Source organism: Paraburkholderia podalyriae, assembly GCF_014397785.1.
Lineage (GTDB): Bacteria > Pseudomonadota > Gammaproteobacteria > Burkholderiales > Burkholderiaceae > Paraburkholderia > Paraburkholderia podalyriae.
Window position 1 is genome coordinate 114,579 of record NZ_VZQQ01000016.1, and the last position, 12,386, is coordinate 126,964.

Below are 12,386 nucleotides of genomic sequence, written 5' to 3' on the forward strand. Positions count from 1 at the left end.
GCGGGCCTCTATTTGTAGTGGTGGCTCGCCGGCATCGCGGCGGACGACGGCGCGGTGGACGGTTGTGCCGCTTGTGCCGCTTGCGCCGTTTGCGGCTCGGAACCGGCCGGGGCGGCGGGCCCGCTCGCATTGGCCGGCGGCGCCGCTTTTTCGAGGCAGTAGCCAAGCCCGCGCACGGTGATGATGCGCACGCCGCTCGGTTCGATCTTCTTGCGCAGTCGGTGCACGTAGACTTCGATCGCGTTGTTGCTGACTTCCTCGCCCCATTCGCACAGATGGTCTACGAGCTGCTCTTTCGAGACCAGCCGGCCGATCCGTTGCAGCAGCACTTCGAGCAGACCGAGCTCGCGCGCGGACAGATCGATCACCTGGTCGTTGACATGGGCAATGCGGCCCACCTGATCGAACGACAGCGAGCCATGCCGCACGACGGTCGGGCCGCCGCCCGCGCCGCGCCGTGTCAGCGCGCGCACGCGCGCTTCGAGTTCGTTCAGCGCGAAGGGCTTGGCCATGTAATCGTCGGCGCCGAGGTCCAGGCCTTTGACGCGTTCGTCGACGCTATCGGCGGCGGTCAGGATCAGCACTGGCAGGTTCGAATTGCGCGCGCGCAGGCGGCGCAGCACCTCGAGCCCGGACATGCGCGGCAGGCCCAGATCGAGGATCAATAGGTCGAACGTCTGCATTGACAACGCGGTATCGGCTTCCACGCCGCTTTTCACGTGATCGACCGCATAGGCCGATTGGCGGAGTGATCGAACCAGACCGTCCGCGAGTATGCTGTCATCTTCGGCAATCAGAATTCGCATGATGCGCCAGCCTGGCTTTGCCGGCACCGTGGGGTTGCCCCGGCGCGCAGCGGTCTCCGAACATTATTGTGGGTAGTTGGGGCGACGCGACAGTAAAAGATGCGCGTTCGCATCACAATCGCGCTTGCCAAAACTACTGTTTTTTTATACAGTGTCTGCGTTTCGTGTGATGTCCTGAAGACTCCGCTCAATTTGAGTGGAACCATGGGTGCACACCTGCCTCAGACGCCGTTCATCATAGCAAAGGACGATTCATGGAAGAAAGCAAGAAAGGCTCGGCTGGACTGACTGCTGAAAAGAGCAAGGCACTGGCCGCCGCGCTCGCGCAGATCGAAAAGCAGTTCGGCAAAGGGTCGGTCATGCGGCTCGGCGCAGGTGAGGCAGTCGAAGACATCCAGGTGGTCTCCACCGGATCGCTCGGCCTCGACATCGCGCTGGGCGTCGGCGGTTTGCCGCGTGGCCGGGTGGTCGAAATCTACGGTCCGGAATCGTCCGGTAAAACCACGCTGACGCTGCAGGTCGTCGCCGAAATGCAGAAGCTCGGCGGCACCGCGGCGTTCATCGACGCGGAACACGCGCTAGACATTCAATACGCTGGCAAGCTCGGCGTGAACGTCGCCGACCTGCTGGTCTCGCAGCCGGACACCGGCGAACAGGCACTCGAAATCGCCGACGCGCTGGTGCGCTCGGGCTCGATCGACATGATCGTGATCGACTCGGTCGCGGCGCTAGTGCCGAAGGCGGAAATCGAAGGCGAAATGGGCGACTCGCTGCCGGGTCTGCAGGCGCGTCTGATGTCGCAGGCGCTGCGCAAGCTGACCGGCACGATCAAGCGCACGAACTGTCTCGTGATCTTCATCAACCAGATCCGCATGAAGATCGGCGTGATGTTCGGCAACCCGGAAACCACCACGGGCGGTAATGCGCTGAAGTTCTACGCGTCGGTGCGTCTCGACATTCGCCGCATCGGTTCGATCAAGAAGAACGACGAAGTGATCGGCAACGAAACCCGCGTGAAGGTCGTCAAGAACAAGGTGGCGCCGCCGTTCCGTGAAGCGATTTTCGACATCCTGTACGGCGAGGGCATCTCGCGTCAGGGCGAAATCATCGACCTCGGCGTGCAGGCGAAGATCGTCGACAAGGCTGGCGCATGGTACAGCTACAGCGGCGAGCGGATTGGTCAGGGCAAGGACAACGCGCGTGAATTCCTGCGCGAAAATCCGGATATCGCTCGCGAAATCGAAAATCGTATCCGCGAATCGCTGGGCGTCACCGCGATGGCGAACGCCGTGACCGGCGCGGACGCTGAAGTCGCGGGCGAAGAAGAGTAAGCATCACGTGATACGCAAAGGCCGACCGTTGTCCGACTCCGGACGCTATCCGGACGGCCCGCGCGACGCGGCGGACGGATCGCCTGAGTCCAGCGATCCGTTCGAATCGTTCGAATCGTTCGACGCACACGACCGCGCCGCGGGCCGCGGCCCGCAGCGTACGCGGTCTGCACCCGCTGCAGTGTCGTCCAGCCGGGATTCCTCCGGGCTCGATTCCCCAATCCCCTCCGAAGTCACCTACACCCGCTCACGCCGCCAACCCGGCGAACAGAAGCCGGGCCGGTCCGACGAAGACGCCAGCAGAAAATCCCAACGCCCCGCCCGTTCGCTGAAAGCGCGCGCGCTTGGCTATCTGTCGCGCCGCGAATATAGCCGCGCCGAACTCGCCCGCAAGCTGAAGCCCTACGTCGAGGAAACCGATTCGCTCGACGCGATGCTCGACGCGCTGCAGGCCGAAAACTGGCTATCCGACTCGCGCTTCGCGGAAAGCCTGGTCCATCGGCGCGCATCGCGGCTCGGCACGAGCCGCATTCTCGGCGAACTGAAGCAACACGCGCTCAACCCGGCGCTCGTCGAAGAGGCGAGCGCGCAGTTGCGCGAAACCGAGCTCGCGCGCGCCCAGGCGGTCTGGCGCAAGAAGTTCGGCCAGTTGCCGCAAACGCCGGCCGAGCGCGCGAAGCAGGCGCGCTTTCTCGCGTCGCGCGGCTTCTCCGGCGCGACGATCGGCAAGATCCTGAAGGGTATCGGCGACGTCGACGACATCGGGGACGGCGACTAATACGCCAGTCTCGACGGGTAGGGTAATTGCCGCGCCGTAACCTGGCGCCAGGCCGTGCGCAATCGGGGCTGTCCCAAATACCCGTTATGCTAAAATCCACACGTTTTCCAATCCGGTCTTTCCTTCCCGCATGTCGCTCTCCCTGCCAGTGTCCCGTCAGTTGCGCCATCGTCGCGCAATCAGAGCGGAAGCTTACGAGCGAACCGATGGCCTGTGGGATGTGGAAGCGTGCCTGACCGACGAAAAGCCACGCGATGTGGCGCTTGCGTCGGGTATCCGGCCCAATGGTCAGCCGATCCATGAACTCTGGCTTCGCATCACCATCGATCGCAAGCTCAACGTCGTCGACGCCGAAGCGTCGTCCGACTGGGTGCCCTATCCAGGGTTGTGCCAGGCCAGCAATCCCGCCTACCGTGCCCTCATCGGGCTCAATCTGTTCCACAACTTTCGTCGCGATGCTGCCCGTTTGCTGGCCGGCACGGCCGGTTGCACGCATCTCACCGAGCTGTGCGCGATCCTGCCGACCGCCGCGATCCAGGCGTTCGCCGGCGAGGTGTGGAACACCGATGCCGGCACGCCGGGCGCGAACGCGGGTTCGGGAGACGAATCGTCTAACGGCACAGGCGATCATTCCAACGACAAACCGCCATTCCAGTTGGGGCGCTGCCACGCGCTGCGTTTCGACGGCGAGGCGGTGAAACAGTTTCATCCGCGCTGGTATGGCCACGCTCCGCGTCCAGCGGAACGCGCGGCCTCGTCGGACGACGCGGCCGGCCGCGAACCAGGCGGCGACGCGTCGGCCTGAACGGCGGCAACGGAAACGAAGTTCAATCCAACTCTCAGACTGAAGGGAATCACGCATGAAGATTCACGAGTACCAGGGTAAGGAAATCCTGCGGAAATTCGGCGTCGCGGTACCGCGCGGCAAGCCGGTCTTCTCGGTGGATGATGCGGTCAAGGCCGCGGAAGAGCTGGGCGGCCCGGTGTGGGTCGTCAAGGCTCAGATCCACGCGGGTGGCCGTGGCAAGGGCGGCGGCGTCAAGGTCGCCAAGTCGCTGGAACAGGTTCGCGAGTATTCGAACCAGATCCTCGGCATGCAGCTCGTCACGCACCAGACCGGTCCGGAAGGCCAGAAGGTTAACCGCCTGCTGATCGAAGAAGGCGCTGACATCAAGAAGGAACTGTATGTCGGTCTCGTGATCGATCGCGTTTCGCAGAAGATCGTCGTGATGGCGTCGAGCGAAGGCGGCATGGACGTCGAAGAAGTCGCGGAAAAGACGCCTGAGCTGATCCACAAGGTTGCCGTCGATCCGTCGACCGGCCTGAAGGACTCGGAGGCAGACGACCTCGCGAAGAAGATCGGCGTGCCCGACGCTTCGATCCCGCAAGCTCGCGCGATTCTGCAAGGCCTGTACAAGGCATTCTGGGAAACCGACGCATCGCTCGCCGAAATCAACCCGCTGATCCTGACCGGCGACGGCAAGGTCATCGCGCTTGACGCGAAGTTCAACTTCGACTCGAACGCGCTGTTCCGTCACCCGGAAATCGTCGCGTACCGCGATCTGGACGAAGAAGATCCGGCTGAAATCGAAGCGTCGAAGTTCGACCTCGCGTACATCTCGCTCGACGGCAACATCGGCTGCCTCGTGAACGGCGCTGGCCTCGCAATGGCAACGATGGACACCATCAAGCTGTTCGGCGGCGAACCGGCGAACTTCCTCGACGTCGGCGGAGGAGCTACGACGGAGAAGGTTACCGAAGCGTTCAAGATCATGCTGAAGAACCCGAACCTGACCGCGATTCTGGTCAACATCTTCGGTGGCATCATGCGCTGCGACGTGATCGCGGAAGGCGTGATCGCGGCATCGAAGGCCGTGTCGCTGAAGGTGCCGCTCGTGGTCCGCATGAAGGGCACGAACGAAGACCTGGGCAAGAAGATGCTCGCTGAATCCGGCCTGCCGATCATCTCGGCGGACAGCATGGAAGAAGCGGCCCAGAAGGTCGTCGCGGCTGCTTCGGGCAAGGCGTAAGCCAGCTGTCCACGGCGCATTTACCGGCTCATTTGCCAAATTGACGAGTGGCGGCGCGCGAGCGACACCGGCGTGAAGCATCGCGCCGAGTGACGCTACTGCGCGACGCCAAACGAACAGAGGTCAGTACATGTCGATTCTGATTAACAAAGACACCAAGGTCATCACGCAGGGCATCACCGGCAAGACCGGTCAGTTCCACACGCGTGCTTGCCGTGAATACGCAAACGGCCGCGAAGCGTACGTCGCGGGCGTGAACCCGAAGCGCGCCGGCGAAGATTTCGAAGGCATCCCGATCTACGCGAGCGTCGCTGAAGCCAAGGCTGAAACGGGCGCGACCGTGTCGGTGATTTACGTTCCGCCGGCAGGCGCCGCCGCCGCGATCTGGGAAGCCGTCGAAGCCGATCTGGATCTCGCGATCTGTATCACGGAAGGCATCCCCGTGCGCGACATGATCGAGATCAAGGATCGTATGCGTCGCGAAAACCGCAAGACGCTGCTGCTCGGACCGAACTGTCCGGGCACGATCACGCCGGACGAGCTGAAGATCGGCATCATGCCGGGTCACATCCACCGCAAAGGCCGCATCGGCGTCGTGTCGCGTTCGGGCACGCTGACGTATGAAGCAGTCGGCCAGCTGACCGCGATCGGCCTCGGCCAGTCGTCGGCAGTCGGTATCGGCGGCGACCCGATCAACGGTCTGAAGCACATCGACGTGATGCAGATGTTCAACGACGATCCGGATACGGACGCCGTCATCATGATCGGCGAAATCGGCGGTCCGGACGAGGCGAACGCCGCGCACTGGATCAAGGACAACATGAAGAAGCCGGTGGTTGGCTTCATCGCTGGCGTCACGGCGCCTCCGGGCAAGCGCATGGGCCACGCCGGCGCGCTGATCTCGGGCGGTGCGGACACCGCTGAAGCGAAGCTGGAAATCATGGACGCGTGCGGTATCAAGGTCACGAAGAACCCATCCGAAATGGCGCGTCTTCTGAAGGCGATGCTGTAAATCGAATTCGCGTGCCGTAGGCGCGCGATTTTTGATACGCTTACGAAATCCTTTCGTGAGCGGGCGGTCCCGAAAAGCGGGGGAGTGCAGACTCCCCCGCTTTTTTTTCGTCCGCGCTTGCGTCGGGTTTCTGTCCGCCCGGCCGATTTTTTCTTATTCTTTCTTCCATGCTCGAATTCTTCACGACCCTCCATTGGGGCGCAGTCTTTCAGATTGTCGTCATCGACGTTCTGCTCGGTGGCGATAACGCGGTCGTGATCGCGCTCGCCTGCCGCAACCTGCCGCAGTCGCAGCGCATGCGCGGCATCGTGTGGGGGACCGCCGGCGCGATCCTGTTGCGTGTCGTGCTGATCGCGTTCGCGGTCGCGCTGCTCGACGTGCCGTTCCTGAAGTTCGCGGGCGGCGTGCTGCTGCTGTGGATCGGCGTGCGCCTGCTCGCGCCGGCGCACGACGGGCATGAGAACGTAAAGCCGGCCGACAAGCTGATCTCGGCGGTGAAGACGATCATCGTCGCGGATGCGGTGATGAGCGTCGACAACGTGATCGCGATCGCCGGCGCGGCCGAAGCCGCGGAGCCCGAGCATCGGCTGGCTCTGGTGATCTTTGGCCTCGTCGTGAGCATTCCGCTGATCGTGTGGGGCAGCCAGCTGATTCTGAAGCTGCTCGATCGCTTTCCGGGCATCGTGCTGTTCGGCGCGGGTCTGCTTGGCTGGATTGCGGGTGGCCTGATGGTCAACGACCCGGCCGGCGACCGCTGGCCGATTCTCGACACGCCCGTCGCCGAGTACGGGATGAGTATCGCGGGTGCGCTGTTCGTCGTGATCGTCGGTTATCTGCTGAAGCGCCGTAACGCGAAGCGTGCGGCGGTGTGAGCGTGGCGCTGCCGCTGCCTAAACGGTGATGCCGTCCGAGCGCAAGCCTGGCCATCCGGCTGACTGTGACGCGTGAGCCTCGCTCGCTACGATAAAAACGCCTGTTCCCGATCCACGGGCCAGGCGTTTCTCGTATCAGGAGTCTGCCGATGATCGTTACCCTGCCGTATTCCCCGTACTCCCAATCCCCGTCGCGCTGTGCACGCTGGCGCGCGAGCTGGTTCGCGCGCATCTGCCGCCGCTGCGGCGTCGGCTTCACGCTGATCGAACTGATGATCGTGCTCGCGATCGTCGGTGTGATCGCCGCCTATGCGATTCCCGCGTATCAGGACTATCTGGCGCGCAGCCGGGTCGGCGAGGGCTTGTCGCTCGCGGCGTCGGCGCGGCTCGCGGTGGCCGAAAACGCCGCGAGCGGCAACGCCTTCAGCGGCGGTTATGCGTCGCCGCCCGCCACGCGCAACGTCGAGTCCATCCAGATTGACGACGACACCGGCCAGATCACGATCACGTACTCGACGCGCGTCGCGCAGGCCGCTGCGAACACGCTGACGCTGGTGCCCTCGGTGCCGGACAACGCGGATGCGCCGAGCGCGCGCGTCGCGTTGAGCAAGGACGCGGTGCAGACCGGCGCGCTGACGTGGGAATGCTTTGCGAGTGGCAAGAACGCGTCGTCGTTGCCGGCGCCGGGCTCGGGGCCGATGCCGATCGAAGCGTCGACGCTCGCGGCGAATCTGGCGCCGCCCGAATGCCGTTCGTAAGTGGCAAACAAGTCAGCGACGAGACAGCGACCGAGCGCTGACTGGATGACTCGAACCACAACGTAAAAGGCTGATTTTCAGCCTATTTCGGCCGGGCCGGCGCACAGTGCAACGAATTTTTTGTATAGTGCGCCGGTTGCTGACGCCCACCGTTGATTCGATGCCCACCCCTTTCGCGCGCTACCTGTCTCTCGTACTGCTGGCTCTTGCGTTGATCCTGCCCTATGCGGTTGCCAACCATACGTATCCGATCCCAACCTTCTACGCCGAATTCACCGCACTCGCGCTGTATCTGCTGACTGGAGCGGCCGTCGTGCTGCTGGTCGCGACCACGCGGCCGCGCGTGGCTTTCGCGTCGCCCATCGTTGCGCTCGTGCCTTTGCTGTTCGGCCTCGTGCTGGTCGTGCAGACGCTGGTGCTGCCGGTCGCGGAGCCGTCGATGAACTGGCTCGGCGCGGGCTTCCTGCTTGCCGCGTGGATGGCTGTGCACGTGGGCTACGGCTTCGCGCGCGTGAAGCTCGACGAGACCGCGTTGCGCTGGGCGGCGGGGGCATTGATCGTCGGCGGTCTGTTCGCGGTGTTCAGCCAGATGATCCAGTTGTTTCACCTCGAGACGCGCGTGGCTCCGCTCGTCGTCGCGTATAACGTGACCGTCGAGCGCCGGCCGTTCGGCAACATGGCGCAGGCGAACCACCTCGCGACGTATATCGCGTTCGCGATGGCCGGAGCGCTGTATCTCGTGCAGACGCGCCGCATCGCGGTGCCGATCTGGCTGCTGGTGTCGACAATTTTCTCGGTCGGCCTCGCGTTGACCGTGTCGCGCGGTCCGTGGCTGCAGATGGGTGTGATCGTCGTGGCCGGCTTCTGGATGGCCTTCGCGCAGACGCGCAACGAACCGCAACTGCGCCGCAGCAACCGTGAATGGCTGGTCCCGATCGCGCTCGCGGTGCTGTTCTTCGTGATCAATGCGCTGATCCGCTGGGCCAACGTGCGCTATCACCTCGAACTCGGACAGTCGGCGGCCGAGCGCTTCCAGGACGCTGGCCAGATCGCGCCGCGCCTCGCACTGTGGAAATACGGCTGGACGATGTTCAAGCAGCATCCGCTGCTCGGCGTCGGCTGGGGCGAATTTCCGGGCTATCAGTTCGAGCTCGTCAAGCAACTGGGCGGCGTCGAGATCGCCAACAACTCGCACGACATCTTCGTCGACCTGCTCGCGAAAACCGGTCTGATCGGTCTCGGGATCGTGCTCGTGGGCCTTGTCGCATGGCTCGTGCGCGTCGTGCGTGCGCCGCAAAGCGCGGCGCGCGTATTCGGCATCGCGCTGATCGGCGTGCTGACGATGCATGCGCTCGTCGAGTATCCGCAGCAGTACATGTTCTTCCTGTTGCCCGCGATGTTCGTATTCGGCCTGCTCGACACGCGGCCGTTGCGCGCGGTGCCCGCGAACCTGTCGTTCGGCGCATTCGCGGTCGTGGTGTTTGGCGGACTCGCCGCGCTGTATTCGGTGTATCGCGACTATGCGCGCGCCGAAGTGCTGTACTACGGCGCGCGTCCGGCCGAGCAGTACAGCGCCGATCCGTCGTTGATGTTCGGCGCATGGGGCGAATACGGTCTCGCGACGCTGCAGCCGATGAATCCGCTGAACCTGCAACGCAAGCTCGCGATGCACAAGCAGGCCATCGCTTTGTTGCCGGGCGAGACGGTGCTGCGTCGCTATGCGGTGCTGCAAGCGTTGACCGGCGATACCGCGGCGGCGCTCGATACGGTCGAACGCTTGCGGATCTTCGCCGAGGAACTGAAGGACTGGCCGGCGCAGCTCGGCTATCTGTACGAACTCGTCGACGAACAGAAGTCGCTCGCGGGATTCAAGGAGCAACTGGTTAAGCGCTACGGCACGCCGGCGCCCGATGCAACGCCGGACGACGACAGCGGCGACGATTGATGGTGCCGCGCCAGCTTAGGCGTGCTGCCGCCGCGGCTTCCGTGCTTCAGAGTTCAAAGCTCGGAATACTTCGCGGCGGTGCCTTTTGCCTTGTCGACGGGGTAGCGCGCTTCGTTCAGCTTCAGTTTTTCCGCTGCTGCGTCGACGAGATCGAAGCCCGCAGTGTGGGCGACCAGCAGCAGATACATGAACACGTCGGCGCACTCGTGCCTGAGGTTCGTCGATTGCGCGGAATCGCTGAGCAGTGCGTCGATCTGCGCGTCGGTTTTCCATTGGATCGTCTCCAGAAGCTCGCCGGCTTCGATGCCGGTGGAGACGATCAGATTGCGCAGCGTGTGAAACTGCCGCCAGTCGCGCGCGTCGCGAAACGCCAGTAGCTGCTTGAGCAGGTCGTCGATGGTCATTTCGCTACCCGGATAGTTGCCGAACCGCGCTTCAACTTTGCGCGACCCAATCTCCCGACTTCCCGCCATGCTTTTCCATCACCTTCACGTCGGTGATGGTCATGCCGCGATCGACCGCCTTGCACATGTCGTACACGGTCAACAGCCCAACCTGCACGGCGGTAAGCGCCTCCATTTCGACGCCCGTGCGTCCAAACGTCTCGACCTGAACCGTGCAATGCACGCCCGGCATCTGCTCGTCGAGCTCGAAATCGGCCTTCACGCGTGTCAGCGCGAGCGGGTGGCACAGCGGAATCAGATCGGCGGTGCGCTTCGAGGCCTGGATCGCCGCAATCCGCGCGACGCCGATCACGTCGCCCTTTTTGGCGTTGCCGTCGCGGATCAGCGCGAAAGTGTCGAGTAGCATGCGGATCGAGCCGCGCGCGATCGCGACGCGCCTGGTCTCCTGCTTGCCGCCGACGTCCACCATATGCGCGTCACCGGCCGCATCGAAATGAGTGAGTTCAGGCATGGTTGACTCCTTCAGAAGGCGCCTATCATAGCAGTGCGGCGCGACCCCGAATCGTCGCGGCGACTGATTACACCTGCGCTGTGTCGTGCTCTGCGTTTTGCCTCGTACGCGTCCTGCGACGCCCTTGCCCGTTATCTTAGTCCGGGCCGTGGGCGGCGTTTTTCGACTTCGTCAGACCGGCTTCGCGATGCATTCAAAACGGTTCCTTGCTGCATGGCTATCCGTCGCGCTCGCTATGCCACCGGGCGCATTCGCGCAATCGACCGGCGAGGCGGCCATCGCGCCGCGAACGACACCGTCCGAGGCGCCGCTCGTCAGCGGCCCGAGCGACGCGCGTGTCGATCCGATCCTGCCGCCCGACATCGCGCGCGGCGTGTTCGGCACCTACGGCGGTGCCCAAAGCCGCTTTTCCAATGGCGGTGGGAACGGCGGCAACGGCGGCGACAATGGCGGCGGCGGCGACTGGCGCGCACCGATCGTCGCACAGCAATTACCTGATCTCGGCAGCGGCGGCGCCGGCTCGCTGACCCCGCAGGCCGAGCGCAAGCTCGGCGAGCGCGTGATGCGCGAGATACGCCGCGACCCCGACTATCTCGACGACTGGCTCGTGCGCGACTACCTGAATTCGGTCTCGGCCAAGCTCGCGGCGGCGGCCGGCGCGCTTTACATCGGCGGCTATCGACCGGACTTCGAACTGTTCGCGGTGCGCGACGCGCAGATCAACGCGTTTTCGTTGCCGGGCGGTTTCATCGGCGTGAACGCGGGGCTGATCGTCGCGACGCAGACCGAATCCGAGCTCGCGTCGGTGCTGGGTCACGAGATGGGGCACGTGCTGCAGCGGCACATCTCGCGGATGATCTCGAATGGCGAGCGCGGCGGCTACGCGGCGCTCGTCGGTGTGCTGTTCGGCGTGCTGGCTGGCGTTCTCGCGCATAGCGGCGACCTCGGCAGCGCGATCGCGCTCGGCAGCGAGGCGTATGCGGTCGATAGCCAGCTGCGCTTCTCGCGATCGGCCGAACAGGAAGCGGACCGCGTCGGCTTTTTGCTGCTCGCCGGCGCCGGCTACGATCCTTACGCGATGCCGACGTTCTTCCACCGGCTCGACCGCGCGGCGATGAACGAAAACGGCATTCCGGCCTATGCGCGAACGCATCCGCTGACCGGCGAGCGGATCGCCGATATGGAGGACCGCGCACGCCGCTCGCCGTACCGGCAACCGCATCAGGACGCCGAATACGGCTTCGTGCGGGCGCGCTCGCGCCTGTTGCAGGACCATTCGCGCAACGAATACGCGGACGAGATTTCGCGGCTGCGCTCGGAAATCGACGACCGCACCGCGCTGAACGTCGCGGCGAACTGGTACGGCATCGCGTACGGGCAGATGCTGCTCGAGCGCTACGACGACGCGGTGGCCTCGCTCGCGAACGCGCGCGCGACGTTCGTCGCGGGCGCGCGTGCGCAAGGCGAGCCCGAGCGCACTTCGACAAGCCTCGACGTGCTCGCGGCCGACATCGCGCGGTGCGCCGGTCACGCCGACGAAGCCGCGCGTCTCGCCGAGTTCGCGCAGCAGCGCTGGCCGCAATCGAACGCCGCGATCGACATGCACATCCGCACGCTGCTGACGCTGCACCGCTTCACCGACGCGCAGGCGCTCGCGACGCAGGAAACCCGGGCGCATCCCGATCAACCCGCGTGGTGGCTGTATCTCGCGCAGGCGAGCGCGGGCAGCGGCGATGCGTTGACGCAGCATCGCGCGATGGCGGAGAAGTTCGCGCTGGACGGGGCGTGGCCATCGGCGATCCGGCAGCTGAAGGACGCCCGCGACCTGAAGACGATCGGCTATTACGACCTCGCGACCGTCGACGCTCGCCTGCACGAGATGGAGAACCGCTACAAGGAGGAGCGGCTCGACGAGAAGGGGGAGGGCGCGTGAGCGCGC

The 12,386-nt window shown here is 64.4% G+C and carries 12 protein-coding genes; 9 read left to right on the plus strand and 3 right to left on the minus strand.

Annotated features, from left to right (window positions below; genetic code table 11):
- Window positions 1-8 precede the first annotated feature (8 nt).
- The gene (locus F6X42_RS20360; protein WP_187635937.1) at window positions 9-806 is read right to left on the minus strand and encodes a response regulator transcription factor; all 798 of its coding nucleotides are present in this window, start codon (window positions 804-806) and stop codon (window positions 9-11) included.
- Between the two features lie 254 nt (window positions 807-1,060).
- On the opposite strand from F6X42_RS20360, the gene recA reads away from it, so the two are divergent.
- From recA to F6X42_RS20400, 8 genes are all read left to right on the plus strand, one after another.
- Window positions 1,061-2,137 carry a recombinase RecA gene (gene recA, locus F6X42_RS20365; protein ID WP_018421721.1) on the plus strand — a complete coding sequence of 359 codons (1,077 nt, stop codon included), beginning with the start codon at window positions 1,061-1,063 and terminating at the stop codon, window positions 2,135-2,137.
- 7 nt (window positions 2,138-2,144) lie between these two features.
- Window positions 2,145-2,915 carry a recombination regulator RecX gene (recX, locus tag F6X42_RS20370; RefSeq protein ID WP_187635938.1) on the plus strand — a complete coding sequence of 257 codons (771 nt, stop codon included), beginning with the start codon at window positions 2,145-2,147 and terminating at the stop codon, window positions 2,913-2,915.
- 130 nt (window positions 2,916-3,045) lie between these two features.
- Window positions 3,046-3,720: a DUF2889 domain-containing protein gene (locus F6X42_RS20375; RefSeq protein WP_187635939.1), complete on the plus strand. Its 675-nt coding sequence runs from the start codon at window positions 3,046-3,048 to the stop codon at window positions 3,718-3,720.
- Window positions 3,721-3,775: 55 nt separating this feature from the next.
- A complete protein-coding gene (gene sucC, locus F6X42_RS20380) occupies window positions 3,776-4,945 on the plus strand; it encodes an ADP-forming succinate--CoA ligase subunit beta (RefSeq protein ID WP_013090442.1) in 1,170 nt (389 codons plus the stop codon).
- Window positions 4,946-5,075: 130 nt separating this feature from the next.
- Entirely contained in the window at window positions 5,076-5,957 is an 882-nt protein-coding gene (sucD, locus tag F6X42_RS20385; protein WP_187635940.1) for a succinate--CoA ligase subunit alpha, read from the plus strand.
- 167 nt (window positions 5,958-6,124) lie between these two features.
- Entirely contained in the window at window positions 6,125-6,829 is a 705-nt protein-coding gene (locus F6X42_RS20390) for a TerC family protein (protein WP_187635941.1), read from the plus strand.
- Between the two features lie 149 nt (window positions 6,830-6,978).
- Window positions 6,979-7,587: a pilin gene (locus tag F6X42_RS20395; protein ID WP_187635942.1), complete on the plus strand. Its 609-nt coding sequence runs from the start codon at window positions 6,979-6,981 to the stop codon at window positions 7,585-7,587.
- A gap of 160 nt (window positions 7,588-7,747) precedes the next feature.
- Complete coding sequence (locus tag F6X42_RS20400) at window positions 7,748-9,532, plus strand: PglL family O-oligosaccharyltransferase (RefSeq protein ID WP_187635943.1); 1,785 nt, start codon at window positions 7,748-7,750, stop codon at window positions 9,530-9,532.
- 53 nt (window positions 9,533-9,585) lie between these two features.
- On the opposite strand, the gene F6X42_RS20405 is transcribed toward F6X42_RS20400, so the two are convergent.
- On the minus strand, window positions 9,586-9,936 hold the full coding sequence (locus F6X42_RS20405; protein ID WP_187635944.1) for a nucleotide pyrophosphohydrolase: 351 nt from the start codon (window positions 9,934-9,936) through the stop codon (window positions 9,586-9,588).
- 31 nt (window positions 9,937-9,967) lie between these two features.
- A complete protein-coding gene (gene moaC / locus F6X42_RS20410; protein WP_187635945.1) occupies window positions 9,968-10,447 on the minus strand; it encodes a cyclic pyranopterin monophosphate synthase MoaC in 480 nt (159 codons plus the stop codon).
- A 187-nt stretch (window positions 10,448-10,634) separates the two neighbouring features.
- Here moaC and F6X42_RS20415 point away from each other — a divergent pair, with 187 nt between their 5' ends.
- The gene (locus F6X42_RS20415; RefSeq protein ID WP_187635946.1) at window positions 10,635-12,380 is read left to right on the plus strand and encodes a M48 family metalloprotease; all 1,746 of its coding nucleotides are present in this window, start codon (window positions 10,635-10,637) and stop codon (window positions 12,378-12,380) included.
- Window positions 12,381-12,386 lie beyond the last annotated feature (6 nt).

Coding starts and splice junctions, on each gene's coding strand:
- F6X42_RS20415 (WP_187635946.1), top strand. CDS start 10,635: ATGCATTCAAAACGGTTCCTTGCTGCATGGCTATCCGTCGCGCTCGCT.
- F6X42_RS20375 (WP_187635939.1), top strand. CDS start 3,046: ATGTCGCTCTCCCTGCCAGTGTCCCGTCAGTTGCGCCATCGTCGCGCA.
- sucC (WP_013090442.1), top strand. CDS start 3,776: ATGAAGATTCACGAGTACCAGGGTAAGGAAATCCTGCGGAAATTCGGC.
- moaC (WP_187635945.1), bottom strand. CDS start 10,447: ATGCCTGAACTCACTCATTTCGATGCGGCCGGTGACGCGCATATGGTG.
- sucD (WP_187635940.1), top strand. CDS start 5,076: ATGTCGATTCTGATTAACAAAGACACCAAGGTCATCACGCAGGGCATC.
- recA (WP_018421721.1), top strand. CDS start 1,061: ATGGAAGAAAGCAAGAAAGGCTCGGCTGGACTGACTGCTGAAAAGAGC.
- F6X42_RS20405 (WP_187635944.1), bottom strand. CDS start 9,936: ATGACCATCGACGACCTGCTCAAGCAGCTACTGGCGTTTCGCGACGCG.
- F6X42_RS20360 (WP_187635937.1), bottom strand. CDS start 806: ATGCGAATTCTGATTGCCGAAGATGACAGCATACTCGCGGACGGTCTG.
- F6X42_RS20390 (WP_187635941.1), top strand. CDS start 6,125: ATGCTCGAATTCTTCACGACCCTCCATTGGGGCGCAGTCTTTCAGATT.
- F6X42_RS20400 (WP_187635943.1), top strand. CDS start 7,748: ATGCCCACCCCTTTCGCGCGCTACCTGTCTCTCGTACTGCTGGCTCTT.
- F6X42_RS20395 (WP_187635942.1), top strand. CDS start 6,979: ATGATCGTTACCCTGCCGTATTCCCCGTACTCCCAATCCCCGTCGCGC.